Annotated in this window: 27 protein-coding genes; 8 read left to right on the forward strand and 19 right to left on the reverse strand. The window is 68.7% G+C overall.

What is annotated here, in order from left to right; genetic code table 11:
- Positions 1-25: 25 nt before the first annotated feature.
- Positions 26-649, reverse strand: a complete 624-nt coding sequence (locus MTAB308_RS01530; protein ID WP_216823635.1) for a hypothetical protein — start codon at positions 647-649, stop codon at positions 26-28.
- Positions 650-692: 43 nt separating this feature from the next.
- On the opposite strand from MTAB308_RS01530, the gene MTAB308_RS01535 reads away from it, so the two are divergent.
- The 6 genes from MTAB308_RS01535 (at position 693) to MTAB308_RS01560 (ending at position 4,961) form a co-directional block, all read left to right on the forward strand.
- Entirely contained in the window at positions 693-1,262 is a 570-nt protein-coding gene (locus tag MTAB308_RS01535; RefSeq protein WP_077097435.1) for a chorismate mutase, read from the forward strand.
- Positions 1,263-1,384: 122 nt separating this feature from the next.
- On the forward strand, positions 1,385-1,807 hold the full coding sequence (gene rpfC / locus MTAB308_RS01540; RefSeq protein ID WP_077097201.1) for a resuscitation-promoting factor RpfC: 423 nt from the start codon (positions 1,385-1,387) through the stop codon (positions 1,805-1,807).
- Positions 1,808-1,843: 36 nt separating this feature from the next.
- Positions 1,844-2,317 (forward strand): SRPBCC family protein, encoded by a 474-nt coding sequence (locus MTAB308_RS01545; RefSeq protein WP_108637162.1) that lies wholly within the window; start codon positions 1,844-1,846, stop codon positions 2,315-2,317.
- A 6-nt stretch (positions 2,318-2,323) separates the two neighbouring features.
- Entirely contained in the window at positions 2,324-3,157 is an 834-nt protein-coding gene (locus MTAB308_RS01550; protein WP_077097205.1) for an SDR family oxidoreductase, read from the forward strand.
- A gap of 13 nt (positions 3,158-3,170) precedes the next feature.
- Complete coding sequence (locus tag MTAB308_RS01555; RefSeq protein WP_077097208.1) at positions 3,171-3,590, forward strand: lipoprotein LpqH; 420 nt, start codon at positions 3,171-3,173, stop codon at positions 3,588-3,590.
- Between the two features lie 48 nt (positions 3,591-3,638).
- Positions 3,639-4,961: a cytochrome P450 gene (locus MTAB308_RS01560; RefSeq protein ID WP_077097211.1), complete on the forward strand. Its 1,323-nt coding sequence runs from the start codon at positions 3,639-3,641 to the stop codon at positions 4,959-4,961.
- A 7-nt stretch (positions 4,962-4,968) separates the two neighbouring features.
- Here MTAB308_RS01560 and MTAB308_RS01565 read toward each other — a convergent pair whose 3' ends face one another.
- The 3 genes from MTAB308_RS01565 to MTAB308_RS01575 all read right to left on the reverse strand — a co-directional run bounded on the left by MTAB308_RS01565 (position 4,969) and on the right by MTAB308_RS01575 (position 6,477).
- The gene (locus MTAB308_RS01565) at positions 4,969-5,154 is read right to left on the reverse strand and encodes a hypothetical protein (RefSeq protein WP_077097214.1); all 186 of its coding nucleotides are present in this window, start codon (positions 5,152-5,154) and stop codon (positions 4,969-4,971) included.
- A 61-nt stretch (positions 5,155-5,215) separates the two neighbouring features.
- Positions 5,216-5,563, reverse strand: a complete 348-nt coding sequence (locus MTAB308_RS01570; protein ID WP_077097215.1) for a hypothetical protein — start codon at positions 5,561-5,563, stop codon at positions 5,216-5,218.
- On the reverse strand, positions 5,563-6,477 hold the full coding sequence (locus MTAB308_RS01575) for a dienelactone hydrolase family protein (protein WP_077097217.1): 915 nt from the start codon (positions 6,475-6,477) through the stop codon (positions 5,563-5,565). The genes MTAB308_RS01570 and MTAB308_RS01575 overlap by 1 nt, the downstream gene beginning before the upstream one ends.
- Before the next feature lie 65 nt (positions 6,478-6,542).
- Here MTAB308_RS01575 and MTAB308_RS01580 point away from each other — a divergent pair, with 65 nt between their 5' ends.
- Complete coding sequence (locus MTAB308_RS01580; RefSeq protein WP_077097219.1) at positions 6,543-7,001, forward strand: nuclear transport factor 2 family protein; 459 nt, start codon at positions 6,543-6,545, stop codon at positions 6,999-7,001.
- Positions 7,002-7,033: 32 nt separating this feature from the next.
- On the opposite strand, the gene MTAB308_RS01585 is transcribed toward MTAB308_RS01580, so the two are convergent.
- The 11 genes from MTAB308_RS01585 to bfr form a co-directional block, all read right to left on the reverse strand.
- Entirely contained in the window at positions 7,034-7,252 is a 219-nt protein-coding gene (locus tag MTAB308_RS01585) for a hypothetical protein (RefSeq protein WP_077097221.1), read from the reverse strand.
- Between the two features lie 112 nt (positions 7,253-7,364).
- Positions 7,365-7,901 carry a hypothetical protein gene (locus MTAB308_RS01590; RefSeq protein WP_077097223.1) on the reverse strand — a complete coding sequence of 179 codons (537 nt, stop codon included), beginning with the start codon at positions 7,899-7,901 and terminating at the stop codon, positions 7,365-7,367.
- A 35-nt stretch (positions 7,902-7,936) separates the two neighbouring features.
- Positions 7,937-9,253 (reverse strand): cytochrome P450, encoded by a 1,317-nt coding sequence (locus MTAB308_RS01595; RefSeq protein WP_077097225.1) that lies wholly within the window; start codon positions 9,251-9,253, stop codon positions 7,937-7,939.
- 130 nt (positions 9,254-9,383) lie between these two features.
- Entirely contained in the window at positions 9,384-9,818 is a 435-nt protein-coding gene (locus MTAB308_RS01600; RefSeq protein WP_077097227.1) for an SRPBCC family protein, read from the reverse strand.
- Positions 9,818-10,651 carry a lysophospholipid acyltransferase family protein gene (locus MTAB308_RS01605; RefSeq protein ID WP_077097229.1) on the reverse strand — a complete coding sequence of 278 codons (834 nt, stop codon included), beginning with the start codon at positions 10,649-10,651 and terminating at the stop codon, positions 9,818-9,820. The genes MTAB308_RS01600 and MTAB308_RS01605 overlap by 1 nt, the downstream gene beginning before the upstream one ends.
- Before the next feature lie 31 nt (positions 10,652-10,682).
- A complete protein-coding gene (locus MTAB308_RS01610; RefSeq protein ID WP_108637171.1) occupies positions 10,683-11,789 on the reverse strand; it encodes an amidohydrolase family protein in 1,107 nt (368 codons plus the stop codon).
- Positions 11,790-11,802: 13 nt separating this feature from the next.
- The gene (locus MTAB308_RS01615; protein ID WP_077097233.1) at positions 11,803-13,155 is read right to left on the reverse strand and encodes a type I glutamate--ammonia ligase; all 1,353 of its coding nucleotides are present in this window, start codon (positions 13,153-13,155) and stop codon (positions 11,803-11,805) included.
- Positions 13,156-13,177: 22 nt separating this feature from the next.
- Positions 13,178-14,059, reverse strand: coding sequence for a TIGR03854 family LLM class F420-dependent oxidoreductase (locus tag MTAB308_RS01620; RefSeq protein ID WP_077097235.1), 882 nt, complete (start codon positions 14,057-14,059; stop codon positions 13,178-13,180).
- A 37-nt stretch (positions 14,060-14,096) separates the two neighbouring features.
- Positions 14,097-14,591, reverse strand: coding sequence for a carboxymuconolactone decarboxylase family protein (locus MTAB308_RS01625; protein ID WP_066912675.1), 495 nt, complete (start codon positions 14,589-14,591; stop codon positions 14,097-14,099).
- Positions 14,588-16,684, reverse strand: coding sequence for an MDR family MFS transporter (locus MTAB308_RS01630; RefSeq protein ID WP_077097237.1), 2,097 nt, complete (start codon positions 16,682-16,684; stop codon positions 14,588-14,590). Before MTAB308_RS01630 ends, MTAB308_RS01625 begins: the two co-directional genes overlap by 4 nt.
- A gap of 77 nt (positions 16,685-16,761) precedes the next feature.
- Positions 16,762-17,241 (reverse strand): bacterioferritin, encoded by a 480-nt coding sequence (gene bfr, locus MTAB308_RS01635; RefSeq protein WP_066912671.1) that lies wholly within the window; start codon positions 17,239-17,241, stop codon positions 16,762-16,764.
- Between the two features lie 236 nt (positions 17,242-17,477).
- Here bfr and MTAB308_RS01640 point away from each other — a divergent pair, with 236 nt between their 5' ends.
- Positions 17,478-17,657, forward strand: a complete 180-nt coding sequence (locus tag MTAB308_RS01640; protein ID WP_077097439.1) for a (2Fe-2S)-binding protein — start codon at positions 17,478-17,480, stop codon at positions 17,655-17,657.
- A gap of 12 nt (positions 17,658-17,669) precedes the next feature.
- Here MTAB308_RS01640 and MTAB308_RS01645 read toward each other — a convergent pair whose 3' ends face one another.
- From MTAB308_RS01645 to MTAB308_RS01660, 4 genes are read right to left on the reverse strand one after another with little or no spacing between them, the layout of a single operon-like run.
- Positions 17,670-18,422 (reverse strand): enoyl-CoA hydratase/isomerase family protein, encoded by a 753-nt coding sequence (locus MTAB308_RS01645; protein WP_077097239.1) that lies wholly within the window; start codon positions 18,420-18,422, stop codon positions 17,670-17,672.
- 41 nt (positions 18,423-18,463) lie between these two features.
- A complete protein-coding gene (locus MTAB308_RS01650) occupies positions 18,464-18,907 on the reverse strand; it encodes a PPOX class F420-dependent oxidoreductase (RefSeq protein WP_077097241.1) in 444 nt (147 codons plus the stop codon).
- Positions 18,908-18,916: 9 nt separating this feature from the next.
- The gene (locus MTAB308_RS01655) at positions 18,917-19,618 is read right to left on the reverse strand and encodes an EthD domain-containing protein (RefSeq protein ID WP_077097243.1); all 702 of its coding nucleotides are present in this window, start codon (positions 19,616-19,618) and stop codon (positions 18,917-18,919) included.
- A 26-nt stretch (positions 19,619-19,644) separates the two neighbouring features.
- Positions 19,645-20,589, reverse strand: coding sequence for a hydrogen peroxide-inducible genes activator (locus tag MTAB308_RS01660; RefSeq protein ID WP_077097245.1), 945 nt, complete (start codon positions 20,587-20,589; stop codon positions 19,645-19,647).
- Positions 20,590-20,601 lie beyond the last annotated feature (12 nt).

Genomic DNA, 20,601 nt, shown 5'->3' on the forward strand with positions numbered 1-20,601 from the left:
CGACAATGTCAGGCGCAGTAGCGCGTCAAGGGGCCCTCAGCGGGTCGGTGACGTCGACCCAGGCCGTCGCGTCGCGGCGGTGGTCGGTCATGTCCCGGCACTGACCGTAAACGCGGAGCACACCCAGGCTCGGCTCTTCGTTTTGCAGATAGACGATCGCCGTGGCGGCATCCGTGGTGAGCGACTCGGCGAACGCGTGATCGTTCGGCGGCAGGCCGCGGGTCCAGCCATGGGCGGCCAACGTCGCCGCGACCGTGGGGAAGAAAGCCTCGGGCCGGGCGCCCGCGGGCAGCGCGAAGGTCAGATAGATCGCGCCCTGATACGGCGGCTCGTCCCGGTTTTTGCACGACATCAGGGTGTAGCCCGCCGACGCCGTCCGCAACCCGGCCAGTGCGACGATCTGTTGGGCCGATTCGACGACCTGAGCTTGGGACTGGTCGTCGCCGACCGGGTGGGCGGGGTGGTCCACCACGTCGCCGGACGTCGTGTGCAGCCTGTCCACCGCCAGGAAAGCCCCGCCCAGGAGCAGCGAGGCCGTCAGCGCGGCGGCGATCAGCGCGCGGACCGGCGTCGAGCGCAACCATTCGCCGCGGTTGGCGCCGTGGTCGCCGGGGCGGCGATTCGCGGCGGCCGAAGCTATCAGTGGCATCAGCGGCCAGGCTAGCTCCGGGAATCGCAGGCGTCAGGCCAGAATCGTCTCCATGGGTTGCGGGCGAGCTGTCCTGATCGGCTGCTGGGCGGCGGCGACGGTGCTGGCGACGCACGCACGAGCCGAGCCCGCCGGCGCGCTGACCGACTTGGTTGACGCCGCCGCGCAGCGGCTACAGGTCGCCGAGCCGGTCGCCGCGTCCAAGTGGATCACCCACGGCGCCATTGAGGACCCGGATCGCGTCGAGCGAGAGCTCGGGCAGGCGCGCGGCGAGGCTGACGCCGCGGGCATCGACGCCGATTACGTCGCCCGGGTGTTCGGCGATCAGATCAACGCCACGGAGGCGATCGAGTACAGCCGGTTCGCGGGATGGAAGCTGAAGCCGGCCGGCGCGCCGTCCGCGGCGCCGGACCTGTCGGCTTCGCGGGCGGCCATCGACGGCTTCAACCGGACGATGCTGGCCCAGATCGTGGCCCGCTGGGACCTGTTGCACTCGCCGGCCTGCGGCCCGGAGCTGGACGCCGCCAAGGCCGACGTGGCGCGCGTCCGACGACTGGATGACCTTTATCAACAAGCGCTATCGCTGGCGACCCGGTCGTATTGCCAGGGCTAATTTATTTAACTCTCACGATTTTCTAAACCTGCGAATTCCCTGCTCACAGGGCTGATTTCGCTGCTAGAGGGCATATCTCGCGACATTTTCGAATCGGTAACGCTTCGGACACGCTCCGCGAAATGCCTGGCATGAGAAAACTCTGCAAGCCTCTCGTCAAGTCCGCGATGGTCGGCGGGTTCGTTGCAGCGTCGCTGACTTTCCCCACCGGTGTGGCGAACGCCGCCCCCACGGCCCCCAACTGGGACGCCGTCGCGCAATGCGAATCCGGTGGCAACTGGCAGGCCAACACCGGCAACGGGGAATACGGTGGGCTGCAATTCAAGCCGGGCACGTGGGCCCAATACGGCGGCGTCGGCAACCCGGCGGCCGCCTCCAGGGACCAACAGATCGCCGTGGCCAACCGCGTCTTCGCCGAAGAGGGGCTGGAGCCATGGCCGAAGTGCGGCAGCGCCTCGGGGCTTCCCATCGCGTGGTATTCGCATCCGGCTCAGGGCATCAAGCAGATGATCAACGGGCTCATTCAGGCGGCCGTACCGCACTGATCACTTCGGGCCCGCGCCCTATGACCCAGGGCAGAGCTGTGTTTGGATCAGCCCATGGAAGGTTCGGCGACGGTTCACATGGCGGCGCCCGCGGACAAGATCTGGGATCTGATCGCGGACGTTCGTAACACCGGACGGTTTTCCCCCGAAGTGTTCGAGGCGGAGTGGCTGGGTGACGCGACCGGCCCGGCCCTCGGCGCAAAGTTTCGCGGCCACGTCCGGCGCAACGAGCTAGGACCGGTGTACTGGACGACATGCGAGGTCACCGCGTGCGAGCCCGGCCGCGAGTTCGGGTTCTCGGTGATGCTGGGCGACAGGCCGGTGAACAACTGGCATTACCGGTTGGCGCCGAGTGGCGGCGGCACCGACGTGACGGAGTCCTTCCGGCTCAGCCCGGCCCCGTGGCTCGGCGTCTACTGGTTGTTCGGGGGCTTCCTGCGCATGCGGCGCAACGTTCGCGACATGACCAAGACCCTGAACCGCATCAAAGATGTGGTCGAGGCGGGCTGACACGCCGTGAAATCGGTCTTCATCACCGGCGCGGGCAGCGGCATGGGCCGCGAGGGTGCGAAGCTCTTTCATGCCAAGGGTTGGCGGGTCGGCGCCGTGGACCGCAACGCCGACGGCCTGGCGACGCTGCGCCAGGAGCTGGGTGACGAGCGGCTCTGGACGCGTGCGGTCGATGTGACGGATAAAGGCGCCCTGGACGGCGCCCTGGCGGACTTCTGCGCCGGCAACGCCGGCGGAGGGCTCGACATGATGTGGAACAACGCCGGCATCGGCGAATCGGGCTGGTTCGAGGACGTTCCGTACGACGCCGCGATGCGCGTCGTCGAGGTCAACTTCAAAGCGGTGCTGACGGGCGCCTACGCCTCGCTGCCCTACCTGAAGAAGACTCCCGGCAGCCTGATGTTCTCGACGTCGTCATCCTCGGGCACCTACGGAATGCCGCGCATCGCGGTCTACTCGTCGACCAAGCACGCGGTCAAGGGCCTCACCGAGGCGCTGAGCGTGGAGTGGCAGCGACATGGGGTCCGGGTCGCCGACGTGCTGCCGGGTCTGATCGACACCGCCATCCTCACCACCACGGCCAACCACTCCGATGACGGCGGCCCGGCGATGTCCGGCGAGGAGCTCCGCGCGAGCGCACCCAGGAAGGGCATGATGCGGCTGATGCCGGCGAGCAGCGTGGCGGAGGCGGCGTGGCAGGCCTATCACCACCCGAAGCGATTGCACTGGTACGTGCCCAAGAGCATCCGGGTGATCGACCTGCTCAAGGGCCTGAGCCCGGAGTTTGTGCGGGGTCGCATCGTCAAGTCCCTACCGGCGCTGATGCCGAAGCGGCAGTGAAGGAGATGGCTCGGTGCAAAACCGTTTGCTTGCAATCGCTTTCATCCTGATCGCCACGACCGGCATCGCCGGGTGCGGGCAGGCGCAGACCATGCCGCGCAAAGCCGCCCGCGTCACCATCGACGGCACCACGCACACCGCCCGCCCGGCGGCCTGCAGCCAGGCCCAGTCGTATCGGACGCTCGACATCGGCGACGAGAACGGCCACGTCGAAGCGGTGGTCGTGCTCAGCGGCTACCGGGTCATCCCGCAGTGGGTAAAGATCCGCAACGTCGACGGGTTCACGGGCAGCTACTGGCAGGGCGGGGTGGGCGATGCGCACGCCGAAATCACCAATAGCGCCTACACCATCACCGGCAGCGCCTACGGCATCAACAACAGCAATCCCAACAAAACGGTGACCACGGACTTCAAGATCACGGCCGAGTGCTGAGCCTTTCGCGGCTTACCCTGGGTGAAGGCCCGAGGTGAGGGAGGCGCGGTGAAAGAGCGGTTGCACTGGCTTGCGATGCATGGCTTCATCCGAGGCGCCGCGGCGTTCGGGGCACGGCGCGGCGACCCCCAGGCGAGGCTGATCGCCGATCCCACGGTGGCCGCCGATCCGGTGGCGTTCTACGAGGAGTTGCGTGGCCTCGGCCCGCTCGTGAAAGGGCGCATCAACTACCTGACGACCGATCATGCGCTGGCCCACGAGTTGCTGCGATCCGACGATTTCCGCGTGGTGAACATGGGCTCGAACCTGCCGGCGCCGCTGCGCTGGCTGGAGCGCCGCACCCGCGACGACTTTCTGCATCCGCTGCGCGCGCCGTCGCTGCTGGCCGTCGAGCCGCCCGACCACACTCGCTATCGCAAGACGGTGTCGGCGGTTTTTACGCCAAGGGCCGTCGCCGCGCTGCGTGACCGGGTGGAGCAGACCGCCGTCAGTCTTTTGGACACGCTGGCCGTCCGAGACGGCATTATCGACGTCGTCGACGGGTACTGCTCGCAGCTTCCGGTCGCGATCATCAGCGACATCCTGGGGGTGCCCGAGCGGGACCGGCGCCGCGTTCTCGAGTTCGGTGAATTGGGCGCACCGAGCCTGGATGTCGGCCTGCCGTGGTGGCAGTACCGGAACGTGCAGGAGGGGATCGAAGGGTTCGACACTTGGCTCACCGGTCATCTCCGCGAATTGCGGCGCACCCCCGGTGACGACCTGATGAGCCAGTTGATCCAGATGGCCGAGAGCGGTTCCGCCGAAACGCGTCTCGATCCGCAGGAGTTGCAGGCGATCGCCGGCCTGGTGTTGGCGGCCGGGTTCGAGACCACGGTGAACCTGCTGGGCAACGGGATTCGCATGTTGCTGGACACGCCCGAGCACCTCGAGACATTGCGTCAACGACCCGAGCTGTGGCCCAACGCCGTCGAGGAGATTTTGCGCCTGGACTCGCCGGTGCAGCTGACCGCGCGAATGACGCTCAGGGATGTCGAGGTGGCGGGCATGCAGATCCCACGCGGCAATCTGGTGGTCATCTACCTGGCCGCCGCCAATCGCGATCCGTCGGTGTTTCCCGATCCGCACCGCTTCGACATCGAAAGGCCCAACGCGGGAAGGCATCTCGCGTTCTCCGGGGGCCGTCACTTTTGCCTGGGGGCCGCGCTCGCGCGCGCCGAGGGGGAAGTCGGGCTGCGGACGTTCTTCGACCGCTTTCCGCAAGCGCGGTCGGCGGGCACCGGAAGCAGGCGGGACACCCGGGTGCTGCGGGGTTGGTCGACGCTGCCGGTGACGCTCGGCCCGGCGCGGTCGATGGCCCCGGTCGACGCTTAACGGCGGCTCAGCGGCGGCGGCGTCGTCGCCGGCTCGGCCAGCCTCCCCGGCCGGACGAACAGGCCGCGATGAGCGCGGTGGGGCTCGCGGTGACACCGACGAGCGCCAGTCGCCGGATGGCCTCGCGCCGGGTCAGCGGGCGGTTGACCCGGTCGGCCGCAGTCTCCTCGGAGTTATCGCGCTGCAAGGTCACGTCGCCAAGTATGCAGCAAACTCGTGGTCAGCACCGAGATTTCCGCCGGCATGGTCGGCGCCTAGGGGTCGGCGCCGGAGGAACCGCCCCGCCATCGGATCGCACTGGACGCGACGATGACCACCGCGGGCAATGTGCCGGCCGCGAAAATCCCCAATTGCCAGGCCCACCCGACCGCTTTACTCCGAAACCCTTCGTCGTGGTAGAGCTCCCCACCCGCGGGCGTTCTCGCGATGCAGCCACGGGTCTTGGCCCACCAGTCGTTGCGCACCAACTGGTAGCCGTGCGCGTCCACCCAAGCATGGCAATCGCGGCTGGTCCCCCAATAGCCGAAGACGAGCGCCCCGCAGCCGCCGGCCAAGATCCCGGCGAGCGCGACTGCGATCAGAACCTTCGCGCGCAGGCTCATCATTGCCCGGCCAGATAACGGCCGAACCAATCCAGCAGCCGCTGCCACGCGTCGGCCGATGCGCCGGCGTTGTAGCGGGGACCGGTGTCATTGAAGAACGCGTGGTCGGCGTCGGGCTCGACGACGATCTCGTTGACCAGCCCGGCGTGGTCGAGGGCCGCTTTGGCGGCGGCCTGCGAGCCCGTGACGCGGGAGTCCCGGGCGGCGTAGATCGCCAGCACCGCCGCCTTGGATCCGGCGAAGTCCGGGTCGGCGGGCAAGGGACCGTAGAACGGCACCGCGGCCGAGACCCCCAAAGCGCCGGAGGCCAGCAGGTGCCACACCAGTCCCCCGCCGAAGCAGAAGCCGACCACGCCCACCTCTTGCCCCGGCGCGCGCAGCTTCAGTTCCGCGACGCCGGAATTCAGGTCATGGGTGAATCGGTCCGGCGGGACCTTGCCCAGGGTGGCGGTGGCCTGCGCCGGGTCCTGAAAGGCGCCGGTTCCGCCCTCCTCGGACAACAAATCGATGGCCAGCGCCGAATGGCCCGCCCCGGCCAGCCTCCCGGCCACCGAGCGCACCCAGTCGTTCAATCCCTTGTTCTCGTGGACGACCAGCACGCAGCCCCTGGAATCGGATGCCTGGGCCCACGCCCCTTGCAGCCGGCCCTGCGGCCCGGCCCAGCCGATCGCGGCGGTCGGCAGCGTGTTGTTGGCTCCCGGCGGTTGCGCTGCGCCGGTTGGACTTTCGCCGGCAGGGGGCTTGGGGGCATTCGTCGCGTCCTCCCGTTTGGCGCAGGCCGCGATGAGCTCGCCCGCGGCGGCGGCGCCGATACCCAGCAGGGCGAGCCGTCGGAGGGCTTCACGCCGGGTGAGCAGGCCGTCGACGTGGTCGGTCGCGATCTCCTCGGCGAGGTAGCGCTGCAGCGCGGTCACCCTCAGGAGTATCCGCCGCAGAGCCGTGGTTGACACGCGTTGAGCAACCTAGTTTATTTGCCGCTATGACAGAGGTTTCTGAGATCGCGGTCGAGGACGTCGTCGTCGGGATGTGGCAGGCGCTATCGCGGCGGGACTGGGACGCAATCAAGACGTTCCTCGCCGACGACTGCCTCTACGTCGACATGCCGGTCCCCGCGTTGTCGGCGCGCGGTCCCGAGGACATCGTGAAGCGGCTCAAGATGGGGCTCGAGCCGCTGGCCGGCTACGAAAACCACGACGGCGTACTGGTGTCCAACGGCTCCGACGTCATCTACGAGCACTCGGAGACTTGGACTTTCGCGACCGGCGAGCAGGGCGTGCTGCGGTTTGTCACCGTCCACAGAGTCGAGGACGGCAAGATCACGGTGTGGAAAGACTATTGGGACATGCAAAGCCTCGTGAGCTTCGCGCCGCCCAACCACTTCGAAGCGCTCGCGACGGCGGACACCAGCTGGGTGTTCGACGCGTCAAGCCTGGTCTGAAGCGCACCCGGCTGCGCCGAATCGCGAGCCGGTTACAGGTGCTCCATGAGACGGGACATCAGCTCCGTCTCGAGATAGCTGGCCTCGTGCAGCGGGTAAAGCCGTCGCGGCTCGGAGGTGCCGAGGTGAATGTGCCCGATTGCCTTGAGGAACGCCGCGCCGGGCCAGTGATGTTGGGATGACGCCGCCGGCTCGACATCGCGCGCCGGGCTATCGGGTAGTGAGTGGGACTTGGGCAGTAAGTGCAACATGGCGGATGCCTTCGGGACGGTCAGTGGCTCCTACCGGAAGTCACGGCTATTAGACACATGTTAGGTAACCGCCATGACGCCGGCGATATTCCGGAAGGCCGCAACCCGCCGGTCAGAGCCAACCGGTGCGGGCGGCGGCAACGGGCTCGGCGGGGGCAGGAGCCAGTTGCCCGTCCCGCACACCGTCGAGCATGCGTTTCACGACCGCGACGATCTCCGGGGCCGCGGCGGCGAGTCCCGTCACGTCGGCTTCGGTGAAGTCGTCCGCTTCGATCCCCGCCCGCGCCAGTACGGCCGCCGGGTCCGCCAACTGATCGGCCAGCCAAGACAGCGGGTCGGCCGACAACTCGGGGACGAAATGCCGGCGTCCGGGCTCCCAACCGTTGAAGCGCGGGTGGTGGTGGGCGCGGTCCAGCGTTCCGGGTGGGCTCTCGGTCGATCCGAACAGGTCGACCCGCCACACCGGGCGGGTGAAGGCGATCGGGATGCCGGCGTAGATCGATCCCCGTGGTGCGGCCCGGTCGATGAGCCGCAGTTCCAGCCTGACCCCCCGCTCCGGCGTTTCCTGACCGGCGAGCGGGGTCGGGTCGACGAAATACATGTCGCCGATGACGACGCCTAGGGCTTCGAATCCGAACGCTGCGAGCATCGCGTGCCTTTCCCTCGTACTCCTCGAGGGTAGCCCTACGAAGCCACGACGCTCCCCCCTCGAAGCGACACGGGTAGGTGAGTGAGCCCGTGCAGACCGATGCTGCCGTTGTAGGCAGGGTCGCCGGCCAGCGCCAGCTGCGGGAAGCGCTCGAACAACGACTGCAGGCCGATGTGCAGCTCCATGCGAGCCAGTGCCGCGCCCAGGCAGGCGTGCACACCGAAGCCGAAGCTGATGTGCTCGCGGGCGTTGGCGCGGGTCGTGTCGAAGATTTCGGGGCGTTCGAACACCGCGGGGTCGCGGTTGGCCCCGCCCACCAGAAGAAATATCGCTTCGCCCGCCTGCACGGAATAGCCTTGGATGTCAACGGATTCGGTGGCAACCCGTCCCGCGAGTTGACCGGTGGTGTCGTAGCGCAGGATTTCCTCGACCGCGTTCGGCCATCCCTCGGGGTTGGCGCGCAGCGCGGCCAGCTGATCCGGGTGACGGAGCAGCGCGACGACCGCCTTGCCGAGGACATGGGTGGTGGTGACGAACCCCGCCCCGAGCACCAGCCCGGCCAGCAGCTTGTTCTCGACCTGGGTGAGGTCCCCGTTGTGCACGACGTCGGACAGGATGCTGTCGGCGGCGTCGCCTCGCCTCACCCGCTCGATATGTTCGGCGAGGTATCGGTCGAACCCGAGCAGGGCCTTCGTCGCCGTGTGGAAGTCCTTCCAGGATGCGGCGGCGTTGCCGATCAATGACGTGATCCATTCGCTGACCGCAAAAAGGTAGCTGATCTCATCGCGCGGAATCGCCAGCATCTCGGCGATGACCGCGATGGGGATCCGGGTGGTGTATTCGGCGATCAAGTCGCACTCCGCGCGGCCGTCCAGCCCGCGCAGCAGATCGTCGGCGACTTCGTGAACCCGGGCGCGGAGTCCGTCGAGCGCCCGGGGCGTGAACGACCGCGACACCAGCCGACGCAAGCGCGTGTGATCCGGCGGATCGGTGACCAGCATCGAGGGCGGTTCGAGGAGATTCAGCACGTACGGATCGGTTTTGGCCAGGATCCACTGGCCGATCCGGAAGGGCGAGCGATCCCGTTGCTTGAGCGTCCTGAACCGGCCGTCGCGCAGCACCTCGCGGACGATCCGCGCGTCGGCGCTGACCCAGCCGGCCCCCTGCACCGGCGACATGCGTCCGCGCTCACGGACTCGCTCGACGAGCGGATAAATATCGCGCACCGGCTTGCTGTCGATGGACAGCAGCTGCGCCAACGGATCGCCCCGGCGCGCCATGAGCCTCAGCGAGACGCGCGAGAGTCCATACCCCGTCACCCAGTGTGTCCACTCCCGGACGGGGACCTCCATGGCGCTCACACTCCCTGGTTGGTTGCCCATGAGCGTAATGGCTCTCGCCGGCCGCGAGCGTGCGTGTTTGCACGGCGACACGCCGGTACGGCTGACATTCTGCGCACCGTCGCGGGCGAGGCAGGCACGGCTAGGACTCGGCCAGCCTCCTGAGGCACTTCAGGGTTTCCGAGAGGTTGCGGCCCACCTGACGCACCGCGATGCGGTCGGCGATGTAGCCGATCAAGCCGCCGGGCGCCTGGTAGGACAGCCGGAAGGTCACTTTCGTCCTGCCGTCCGTGGCGTCGCGCAGCCGGATCCGTCCACGCAGGCTCACGCCGGTGATGCCCACCCACGCCAGGTCGCGACGGTCGTCGAATTCGACCACCTCGACCAGGCCGCCGACCGGGACCGACCCGATCTTCCAGTGCACGGTGTAGCGCGCGCCGACGCCGGCGGGCTGGTCGTTCGACGACTCCCATCGCTCCAGGCTCGTCATGAACGACGGGTAGCAGTCGGGGTCGCTGACGATCTTCCAGACCGCGTCGCGGTCGGCGTTGATCACGCAGTGGCGTTCGACGCGCATCAGCCGATCACCGGGAATCGGCGTTGGGCGGCCAGGCGATCGACGCCGCCCTGCAGGCTGGCCATCACCTTGTCGTGCACCGCCTGGTCGTCACCGTCGACCTCGATCGGTTCCTGCACCTCGATGACGATCTTCGTCGGCAGCGGGATGTGCCCGGCCAGGTCGCTGATGTTGATGCCCCACGGCAGCGCCAGCGAGATCGGGATGCTCTTGAGCCGCAACAACTTGTCCGCCATCAGCAGCTTGGCCAGCCATTGCCCGCGGTTGAGGAAAAGCGCGCTTTCCTGGCCGCCGACGCTGGAAACGGGGACGATCGGCACGCCGGTTTCCCGGGCCAGCCGCACGTAACCCATGCGCCCGCCGAAGTCGACCTTGTGGCGTTCCCAGGACGGGCGGAAGACCTCGTAGTCGCCCCCGGGATAGACGAGCAGCGCCGCCCCGGACTCCAATGCCAGCCGGGCGTTGTCGGGGTTGGCGGCGACGGTGCCGAATTTGCGCAGCCAGCCCAGCGGCGGCGCGGAGACGACGAGGTTGTGGGCGAGCTGGTAGAAGGGCCGCTCGACCCCGAAGTAGGAGCAGAACGCGAGCGTGAAGACGAACGTGTCCGGCGGCACGTTGCCGCCGCTGTGGTTGCCGACCAGCAGCACCGGCCCCTCAGGCGGAATCCGGTCCAGGCCCCGCACGTCCGCCCGGAAGTACAGTGACGCCAGCAGCCAGGTGCCCGGCAGCTGGTCGCGGATGTAATCGGGATCCCGCTGATCGAGGTCGGCCTTGGGGACCCGCGACACGACCTGTTCGCGGGCCCACTCCAAGACACCCCCAACGCTCGGCATAAGTGCGGGTATACCCCGGTGTTGCCCGGCGTCAAACGCGGTAGAGGCGGGCGGCGTTGTCCCGGGCAATGAGGTCGACCACCCGGACGGCGTCGGCCTCGCTCCAATCCCCGTTCTCGACGAACCCGCGCAGCACGCGGTGAATCCCGTTGCGCCACAACGCGGCACCGAGAAAGTGCAGTTCCGCCGGGCCGTACCCGTCCGACGAATACAGGATCCTGCGGAACGGCGCCATCTCCAGCAGCCGGGCGATGAACGCCGGGGCGCGCGCGCCCAGATGATTCACGCTCAATCCGCCGTCGAGGTAGACGTTGTTGAAAGCCTGCGCGAGGTATCCGGCCTCGCGCTCGTAGGGATAACAGTGCAGCAGCACGATCGGGGTACCGCCGGACTGCCGCAGGAAGTCGAGCAAGAAAAGCGGATTGGCCTGGTGCAGGTCGCAGTCGCGGTCGCCGAAGCCGACGTGGAATTGCAGTGGCGTGCCCAGCCGCAACGCCCGGTGCAGCCCGAAGCGCAGCAGCACCCGATCTTGCAGCCGGGTGCCGCCCTGGTCGCGCCACCGCCCGGCGGCCTCGGCCACCTGCACCGCCGACGGCTCACTCAGGTCTCCCTGAAACCCGCCGCGGTAGGCCAGAATCGATTTGGTGCCGACGGCAGTGGCGGCGCGCCGGTGCAGAATCTCCTCGAACGCCGAGGCGTAGTCGCCCGGCGCCTGGGCGGCCTGCTCGGCGACCTGCTCGAGCCGGACCACCTCGTGCGCGCGGTTACCGGACCATTCGGCCATCTCGGCCGTGCCGGCCGTATCCGCGCCGATTCCGGTGTCGACCAGCCAGTCGCTCACCTTGGCGGCGGGCAGGAATAGCCGCGCCAGCTCGGTCTCGCCGAGTTGCCGACGCCTTTCCCAGTAGGCTTGCGGTTCAACGTGTTTGGGTAGGCCCAGAATCGGCGCGCAATGGGCGCGCACGGCGAAGCCGAGCTGGGAGTCGAAGCCAGAGCCCACCAGCGGTTCGGTGTTGGCCTCGTTGAGGGCGTTCTCGAACCGCTGCCGGTCCCCCGCCGTCGACCAGCATCCGTGCGCGTGCTGGTCGATCAGGGCCACCTCGTCGAGGTGTTGCGCCAGCGCGGACGAGTCGGACACCATGACCGGCCCGTCACAGGCTCCAGGCCATGCGGAACTTGTCCGCCAATTGCTCCGAGTCGAGGTCGCCGTAGCGCTCATGCTCGAGGCGCCGGACGGCGACCACCATGTCGACCGCGGCGTCGCCCAGGATGCCCCGCAGCAGCGCCGATCCCTCAAGGGCGGCAATGGCTTCCGATTGGGACTCGGGCAGCGCCGCGATGCCCGCGCCGTCGCGATCCGAATCCGAGAGCTTTGCCGGGTCCACCGTGATCTCCGGCGGAAGCGTCGCCTCGCGCCTGATCCCGTCCAGCGCGAGGCCAAGAATCGCCGCCGATGCGAGGTAAGGGTTGGCCGACGGATCGACGATCTTGACTTCGACGTTGCCGCCGCGCGGGGCGCCGGGACCGCCTTTGATGAATCGCACCGCCGCCTCGCGGTTTTCGGTGCCCCAGCACGCGTACGCCCCGGCCCAGTTGCCGGGCCGCATTCGAAGACCGGACACGATCGAACCGCACAGGATGCCCTGGGCCTCAGGGAGCCCACCGATGACCCCGGCGACGGCACTCTCCCCCGCCGGGGTCATACCCGCCTGGCCCGTTCCGTCGGAAAACAGCGGACCCTCCGACGTCGTGAGTGAAAAATGCTGGTGCGCACCGGATCCCACGCTGTCCGCGAACGGCGCCGGCGACAGGCTGACGCGCAGCCCGTGGCGGCGGGCGGCGCGCCCGATGATGAGCCGGGTCAGGGCCAGCTGGTCGGCGGCGGCCACCGGCGGCAGCGGCGACAACGAAATCTCGAACTGGTTGGCCCCGTACTCGGGATGAAACTGCTCGATCCCGACGCCCGCCGCCGTGGCCGCCGCGTTGACGTCGCGCACGAACGCCTCGTGCTCGAGCACGCCCACCAGGCCGTACTGCGCCCACAGCACGGCCGGCAGCCGTCCCCCGTCGGGGCCGACCAGCAGGAATTCGATTTCGTGGCCGATCGCCGCGTCGAGGCCGGCGTCGGTGAGGGCGGCCTCGATTCGCCCCAGCGTGCCCCGGCCGCACGCGGCGACGGGCGTGCCGTCCTGCTCGAAGAACGACGCGGGCGCCCAGGCCAGCCCGTCGCCGATCATCCGCAACGCGGCCAGGTCGAGGCGCAGGCGCTGGTCGCCGATCACCCCGACGTCGTCGGTGAACGCGATGCCGCTCCGGTCGATGGCGAAGACATGCCACGACGGGCTGGCGCCCAGGCCGGGATCGGCGAACGTGTTGGTCTTGCGGATGGGGACCGTCTTGGCTTGCGTGAGCCCGGCGGCGTTCACGACGGTGCCGATCACCGTGTCGACGCCTTCGGCCTCGAGCTGCGCGATCGCGGCGGCGGCAAGCGGGGTGGCTGTCATGGCTGCCATTGTGGCAACTCGCTCAGTTCTGGCGGGTGATCAGCTCGCCGACGAACCGGTCGATGAAGGCGTCCAGCGGCGCCTTACCCGCCGGCCGGATGACGAACTTCGTCAGCCCCGCGTCGATGTAGGCGTCGAGCTGTCGGTGCAGCTGCTCCCAGCCCGCGGCGATCAGCGCGCCGGGATCGACTTCCGGACGACGGCGGCGGACCGCCGCCACGAGCTCCGCGGGCAACTCGCCGTCGGTGACGGCCAGCGAGATGCCGAAGTGATCGGGTTCGATGCGCCGCCCGGCCTGCGCCGCGGCCCGTTCGATCGCCTCGCGCCCGGCGCGCGCCTCGGCCGGCGTGAGGAAACTGCCCAGCCAGCCGTCGGCGAGCGCCCCGATGCGACGAAACGCCGCCGGCGCCGATCCGCCCAGCCAGATGTCCAGCGGCGGCGTCGGACGGGGAGCGACCGCCGCCCCGTTGACGGTGAAATAGCGGCCGTCGTAGCTGGCCGCGTCGTCGACCAGGGCCGCGCGCAGCACCCGCAGGGACTCGTCGAACACCGCGGCGCGCTCCCCGTCGGGGACGACGAACAGCTCACGCTCGGCCGGGATCGCCGGGCGCAGACCGAAGACCGGCAACACCCGCTTGGGCGCGATCGCCGCCAGCGACGCCAGCTGTTTGGCCACCAGCACCGGATGCCGCCCGGGCAGCACGGCCACCGACGTGCCCGCCTTCAGCCGGGTCGTCCGGGCCAGCGTGTAGGCCATGCCGACCATCGGGTCGACCGCCGGGGAATACACCAGCTCGGAGAACCACAGCGAGTCCACCCCGCTGCTCTCCAGGTGGTCGACAATGCCGGCGAGCCGATCCGGTGCGGTGTCGGCGCCCAGCCCGACGCCGAAGCGAATCTTCACGAATGGTTAAGCGTCGCGGCGCGATGGGCGCGGCGGGTCAGGCGCGGCTGGGCAGGGTGAGCATGCAGGACTGGCCGATGTCGAGGGTCCTCAGCATCCGCCCCATGCCCACCCACAGGGCGCACGACATGGCGAGGTCGGCGAGCAGCTCCTCGGAGAAGTGCTCGTTGCACCGGCTCCAGAAGTCTTCGTCGTCACGCAGCTTGGTGTGCTCGGTGCCGAAGCGGTGCGCAAACTCGGCGGCCAGGCGCTCCTGCTCGCTGTACCCCGGCCAGGTGCGCCACTCCAGCGCGTGCTCGTACAGCTCCTCGTCGACCCCGGCGGCGGGCCCGTCGGCGTCGCGGGTGTTCATGCACACGGTGCATTCGTTGTCGTGGGCGATCACCGCCCGGGCCAGTTCGCGGGTGCGCATGGGCAGCCGGTTCTTGGTGTAGACCGCCTGGCTGAAGTTGGCGATGGCGCCGCCGAGGTCAGGCGACTTCGCGGCCCAGCTGTAGATGTCGTCGTCAGCGAACGTTCCGATTCGGCTCATGGCGAGATGGTACGCCCAGCCCCAGAACCCACGGTGTTGATCGCCATGGTCGGGTGTTCCTCGTGCCAATCGCGTTGGGCCAGCACCCGGCCCGCAACGCGTTCCAGCGCGGCCTGCACCTGGCGCAGGTCGGGCCGGCCCTCGAAGCTGGGTGAGCGGGCCAGCTTGTCGGTCAGCCACGCCAGCAGCAGCGAATGCACGTAATCGACCTGCTGCATTCCGGCGGGGGTCAGCCACAATTCGTCCCCGTCGCCCTGCGCATACCCGGCGGCGACGAGCCGGGAGAAGGTGGGCTCCAGCACCTCGAACGGTATGCGCAAGTACTCGCCCATGTCGGTGAGCCGCGCCGACCCGTACATCTGCCGGTAGCGGTTGATGCGCAGGACGCCCCACAGTCCGGCGACGTCGAGCCGGCAGTCGGGGCGCATGGCGATGCTCCGCAGGCGCATGCCCGGCTCGCTGCGCAGCATGCGCGCGATGGCCGCCTCCAGCATCTGATCGGGTGTCTCGCTGTTCGGCATCCCGAACGCATCGCCGAGATCGACTGTGCTGTCGTGAATGTCCCGCAGCGGAACCTCCCGCAGGAAGAGCGCCAGCACGAACCCGAGCAACGCGACCGGCACCGCCCAGAGAAAGACCTGGGTGAGCGAGTCGGCGTAGGCGGCCACGATCGGGGCCGCCACCGCGCGCGGCAGCCGGTGCAGGGCCTCGGGCGACGCCGCCGCGGCGGCCGGGGCGCGGCTGGCGAGCAGGGCCGGACCGATGCGGCTGTGCAGGAAGTTAGTGAACAGCGAACCGAATATCGCTGCCCCGAACGAACTTCCGATCGTCCGGAAGAAAGTGACTCCGGAGGTGGCGACGCCGAGGTCGTCGAAGCTCGAGGTGTTTTGAACGATCAGCACCAGGGTCTGCATGCACATCCCGATGCCAGCGCCGAGGATGACGAGGAACAGCGACTGCAGCACGGCCGAGGTCGACGGGTCCATCCGCGACATCAGGAAAAACGCGAGCGCCATCACCGCGGTGCCGGCGACGGGAAAGACCTTGTATCTGCCCGTGCGTCCGACCAGGACACCACTGCCCATCGAGGTGATCAGCATCCCCACCACCATCGGCAGCGTGCGCAGGCCCGACGTGGTCGCCGAGACGCCGTCGACAAATTGCATGTACGTCGGCAGGAACGTCAGCGCGCCCAGCATCGCGAACCCGACGACGAAGGACAGCACGCAGCACACCGTGAACACGGGGCTGCCGAACAGCCGCGTCGGCAGAATCGGCGCTGCGGCGCGGCTTTCCACCCAGGCGAACACGCCCAGCGCGGCGACGGAGGCGGCGAACAGCCCGACGATCATCGGCGACCCCCACGGGTAGGTGGTCCCGCCCCAGCTGGTGGCCAGCGTCAGGCCGGCGGCGCCCAGGCCGACGAACGCGATCCCGGTGTAGTCGATCACCGGCTTGGTTCGTGCGGCCAGCGCCGGGATGGCGGCGGCCGCCACGAAAAAGACGACGACCGAGATCGGCACGTTGATCCAGAACGCCCAGCGCCACGTGAAGTGGTCGGTGAAGTAGCCGCCGAGCAAGGGGCCGATCACCGTGGTCACGCCGAACACCGCGCCCATCGCGCCCTGGTAGCGGCCGCGGTCGCGCAGCGGGATCACCTCGCCGATCAGCGCCATGGCCGTCACCATCAGCCCGCCGCCCCCGATGCCCTGCAGCGCGCGGGACGCCACCAGCATGCCCATCGACGTCGAAAGCCCGCACAGCACCGACCCGGCGACGAAGAACACCACCGCCGCCTGGAAGACCCTCTTGCGGCCGAAGAGGTCACCGAACTTGCCCACCAGGGCGGTGCTGATGGTCGACGCCAGCAGGTAGCTGGTGACCACCCACGACTGATGGCCCGCCCCGCCAAGATTGGCGACGATGGTCGGCAGCGCCGTCGCCACGATCGTCTGGTCCAACGCTGCCATCAGCATGCCGAGCAGCACCGCCACGAAGATGAAATTGCGTCGCTGCGGATTGACCGCGACGTCGCCCGGTCGCGACTCGGCGGGCTGGCCGGTCGGAACCGCCGCTGGTGTCGTGCTCGTCATGCCTGCCTTCCCTGGGCGTTCGCTGCCTATGAATGCCCAGGGTTAACCGATGGCAACCAAGCGCTACCTCGACCGGGTCAGCTCGGCGGCCGCGACACGCACTGCGCCGAGTACAGCTCTTCGCCCAGCTTCTCCATCAACTCCAACTGGGTCTCCAGGTAGTCGACGTGCTTTTCCTCGTCGGCCACGATCTTTTCCAGGATGTTCGCGCTGGTGCTGTCCTGCTTCTCGCGGCACATGATGATGCCGGGCTTGAGCCGGTCCAGCACCTCGTATTCGATGGCCAGGTCGGCCTCGAACTGCTCGCGCAGCGTCTGGCCGATGCGCAGCGAGAAGAGGCGCTGGTAGTTGGGCAACCCGTCGAGCAGCAGGATGCGATCGGTGATCTCCTCCGCGTGGCGCATCTCGTCGAAGGACTCTTCGCGGGTCTTTTCGGCCAGCTCGGTGAAGCCCCAGTTGTCCTGCATCTTGGAATGCAGGAAGTACTGGTTGATCGCGGTGAGCTCGCTGGTCAGCTGCTCGTTGAGCAGGCGCAGAACGTCCGGATCGCCTTGCATGATCGCTCCTACGGTGTGAAGGCTGGCATGGCTGGCCCCGGCGGCTTGGGCTGAAACACCGGGCTGTAGCAGCACTTTGCCATGCCGGTTTGGAATCTTCCAGGAAGGTATGGCTGTGCTCAGTGTGTCGCGTGAGTCACGCAGCGGGGGTTAGGCATCGCTAACCTACTTAGGGTAGACTTCACTAACATGCGGCATGTTCGCTCGGCCTACGTCCGCCCCCGGGGGGTGTGCTGATGTACGTATGCCTGTGCGTCGGGGCCACCAACCAGACCGTCTGCGACGCCGTCGCGCGGGGCGCCTCGACGTCCAAGGAAGTTGCCGAAGCGTGCGGCGCCGGCGGTGACTGCGGGCGCTGCAGGCGCACGCTGCGCGCGATCATCGCGGCCTCACGGGATTTCGAGCCCGCTCAGTAGTCGGGCTCTCCGTCAGCGTCGGTTGGTGAAGTCGGCCAGCGCGGCGGCGTTGGCCTGGGCGCCCATCAGTTCGGCGAAGTGAGCGTTCTCCCGCGCGCTCGCCGCGGTGATCTCGGGACGTATCGGCTCCATCATCGTGTGCTTGACGGCCATCAGGCTCGAGATCGGCCGCCCGGCAAGGACTTCCGCGTGCCGACGGGCCTCGGGCAGCAGCTCCTCGGGGTCGCAGACCCGCCAGACCAGACCCATCCGCAACGCCTCCTCGGCGTCGACCCACTCCGAGGACATCAGCAGCCAGGCGGCGTTTTGCCGGCCCACCAGTTGCGGCAACAGGTATGACGAGGCCGCCTCGGGGGCCACGCCCAGGCTGGTGAACGGGCACTTCAGGCGGGCCGCCGACGACATGAACGCCAGGTCGGCGTAGCCGATGATGGTCGCGCCGATGCCCACCCCCACACCGTTGACGGCGCAGATCAGCGGCTTGGGAAACGCGCTGAGCGCATCGATCAGGCCGGGGAAGCCGTGCTTGCCCGGCGTGAAGTCGGGGTCGGTGATGCGTGCTTGCATCTCGGCCAGGTCGGTGCCCGCGCTGAAGCCGCGGCCCGCGCCGGTCAGCAGGACGACGGCGACCTCAGGATCCTCGGCCGCGGCGAGCAGCGCGTCGGCCGTCGCGTCGTAGAGGGCTTCGTTGAACGCGTTGAGCGCCTCGGGCCGGTTCAGCGTCAGGGTGCGGACCCGGTTGTTGTCGTCGATCTGCAGCGTCACGGCTGCAGCCTAACGGGTGCGGTGCCCCCGGTTCGCCGGGCTCAGCCGTTGCTGTAGACGCGGGTCGGGGCGATCAGCACCACCGCGCGCCGCTCCTTGGCCATCACGCGGTCGTATTCGTCCCAGTCGTCGTGGCTGCCGCCGGCGGCGGTGAAGACCTCGCGGAGCAGCAGGCGCAACTGGTCGGCGTCTTTCAGCCAGGGCTGCGCGTCATCCGGCCCGGCCAGCTCGGCGCGGCCCTCGACGGTCGCCCACTGCCAGCCGTTGCGGAACGTGACGGCCAGCTGCGGCCGGGCCCGCAGGTTGGCGAGCTTGATCCTGCCGTACGTGGTGAAAGCCAGGGCGGGTTCGCCGCCGGCCGGGTGCGGTAACAGGCCGACGTTGACCAGCGACGCCTGCACGGTTCCGTCGGCGCGGATCGTCGAGACGACCGCCAGGCCGCTTTCCCCCTTGGCCAGCGCGACTGCCTCGTCGAGTGTTGTCATGAGCGGTCCTCAATCCCGGAATGGTGTCCTGAACACGTAGCGGCTGGTCGGCACCGTGTCGATGTTCTGATTGGCGCCGAATGCGGTTGTGCTGGCGACCATCCGGCCGAGCCGGTGTTGCAGGTCGTCGTCGTCGGCGGCACCGAAAAACGCCTTCAGGTCGGTGATCGCCTCCTCGGGGAACAACTCCTCGACGATGCCGGCGATTCCCGGCGCGTTCGGGGTGAGGGCGCGTACCACCCAGTTCTGGGTGTAGCCGAACGTCGACTGGGTTTCGATGGCCACCGAGGTGTGGTCACCCTGCCACCGGGCCAGCCAGGTCGCCTGGTCCAGATCGGCGGGGCGGCGGAGCAACGCGATGTTGGCCAGACCCGTTGTCCGGCAACCGGGTTCGGTGGGTGGCGCGGCAAGCGGGACCGACTCCGTCACCAGGTAGGCGGCGAGCTGCTCGCATTCCTGGCCGAGGAACTTGAGCGCCGCCGTCATCTGGTCGCCATAGCACTGCTGGGTCCACATGCTCACCACCGCGGCCGCCGGCGGGTCCATCGTGGTCAGCGTCATCAGCGAATGGCGCACCGCGCCGTCGCGGACGTTCACCTGCAGCCCGAGCAGGCCAAGTTCCAGCAGGGCGTCGGCGACATGGCCCCGTTGCCGGGCGCACCAGTCGTCGTCCGCCTCCGAGCGCATCAGCACCGCGATGACTTTTTCCATGGGCCGAACTTACCGCCGGAGCGCGGCTATTTAACCAGCCGTACCTGGTGTTCCTGGCTGATTAACGTGCCGATCACCGCGGCCAGCTGCCGATAGGATTCGTCGCGGCCGCTCGAGGAGCGAAACACCAGGCCGATCCGTCGTCCCGGGCGCGGCGACGCGAACTGCGCGAGCCCCAGCCGGCTTCTGGTGGCCTCGACCGGCACCGCGCTCTGCGGAATGAGCGTCACCCCCAACCCGCCCGTCACGCATTGCACCGCAGTCGCCAGGGATGCCGCACGGGTGTTGGCAAGGTCCGCCCGCACGCCCGCCTTCTGGCAGACGTCCAGCGCCTGGTCGCGCAGGCAGTGGCCTTCGTCCAGCAACAGCAGCGGCAGTTCGGCCAGCGCGGCCGCCGGCACCCGGCGTTTGCCCGAGAGCCGATGCCCGGGTGGCAGCGCGAGCACGAAGTCCTCGTCGTAAATCGGGACCGCGGTCATCCCGACCGCCGGCACGCCCGAGGCCGGCAACGCGATCAGCGCGGCATCCAGCGCCCCCTCTCGCAGCAGCCGCAGCAGCCGTTCGGTTTGGTCCTCGATCACCCGCAAGGTCAGCGCGGGCAATTGCTCGGCCAGGCCGGCCAGCACCGTCGGCAGCACGTAGGGCGCCACGGTGGGTATCAGTCCCAGCCGCACGCCGGCCCGCAGCGGGTCGGATGCGCCCGCGGCGGCGGCGGTGAACGCGTCTACGGCCTCGACCACGGCCAGTGCGCGGGGCAAGAGCTGCGCGCCCTCCGTCGTCAAGAAGACACGCCGCGTCGACCTCTCGAACAGCTGCGTGCCGAGGCCGGCCTCCAGCGCCGCCAGCGCCTGCGACAACGTCGACTGGCTCACGCCGAGAGTCGTTGCGGCGCTGCTGAAATGCTGCTTTTCCGCGACCGCGACGAATGCGCGAACCCCGGCAATGGTCGGCTGATAGCTCTTATCGGACATGCCTATAAGTAT

The organism is Mycobacterium terramassiliense (assembly GCF_900157385.1).
GTDB lineage: Bacteria > Actinomycetota > Actinomycetes > Mycobacteriales > Mycobacteriaceae > Mycobacterium > Mycobacterium terramassiliense.

Bases quoted from the DNA above. Each gene is read 5' to 3' on its own strand.
- MTAB308_RS01530 (WP_216823635.1), bottom strand. From the start codon at position 649: ATGCCACTGATAGCTTCGGCCGCCGCGAATCGCCGCCCCGGCGACCAC.
- rpfC (WP_077097201.1), top strand. From the start codon at position 1,385: ATGCCTGGCATGAGAAAACTCTGCAAGCCTCTCGTCAAGTCCGCGATG.
- MTAB308_RS01570 (WP_077097215.1), bottom strand. From the start codon at position 5,563: ATGAGCCTGCGCGCGAAGGTTCTGATCGCAGTCGCGCTCGCCGGGATC.
- MTAB308_RS01580 (WP_077097219.1), top strand. From the start codon at position 6,543: ATGACAGAGGTTTCTGAGATCGCGGTCGAGGACGTCGTCGTCGGGATG.
- MTAB308_RS01585 (WP_077097221.1), bottom strand. From the start codon at position 7,252: ATGTTGCACTTACTGCCCAAGTCCCACTCACTACCCGATAGCCCGGCG.
- MTAB308_RS01590 (WP_077097223.1), bottom strand. From the start codon at position 7,901: ATGCTCGCAGCGTTCGGATTCGAAGCCCTAGGCGTCGTCATCGGCGAC.
- MTAB308_RS01595 (WP_077097225.1), bottom strand. From the start codon at position 9,253: ATGGAGGTCCCCGTCCGGGAGTGGACACACTGGGTGACGGGGTATGGA.
- MTAB308_RS01600 (WP_077097227.1), bottom strand. From the start codon at position 9,818: ATGCGCGTCGAACGCCACTGCGTGATCAACGCCGACCGCGACGCGGTC.
- MTAB308_RS01605 (WP_077097229.1), bottom strand. From the start codon at position 10,651: ATGCCGAGCGTTGGGGGTGTCTTGGAGTGGGCCCGCGAACAGGTCGTG.
- MTAB308_RS01615 (WP_077097233.1), bottom strand. From the start codon at position 13,155: ATGACAGCCACCCCGCTTGCCGCCGCCGCGATCGCGCAGCTCGAGGCC.
- MTAB308_RS01625 (WP_066912675.1), bottom strand. From the start codon at position 14,591: ATGAGCCGAATCGGAACGTTCGCTGACGACGACATCTACAGCTGGGCC.
- MTAB308_RS01630 (WP_077097237.1), bottom strand. From the start codon at position 16,684: ATGACGAGCACGACACCAGCGGCGGTTCCGACCGGCCAGCCCGCCGAG.
- bfr (WP_066912671.1), bottom strand. From the start codon at position 17,241: ATGCAAGGCGATCCGGACGTTCTGCGCCTGCTCAACGAGCAGCTGACC.
- MTAB308_RS01640 (WP_077097439.1), top strand. From the start codon at position 17,478: ATGTACGTATGCCTGTGCGTCGGGGCCACCAACCAGACCGTCTGCGAC.
- MTAB308_RS01650 (WP_077097241.1), bottom strand. From the start codon at position 18,907: ATGACAACACTCGACGAGGCAGTCGCGCTGGCCAAGGGGGAAAGCGGC.
- MTAB308_RS01655 (WP_077097243.1), bottom strand. From the start codon at position 19,618: ATGGAAAAAGTCATCGCGGTGCTGATGCGCTCGGAGGCGGACGACGAC.
- MTAB308_RS01660 (WP_077097245.1), bottom strand. From the start codon at position 20,589: ATGTCCGATAAGAGCTATCAGCCGACCATTGCCGGGGTTCGCGCATTC.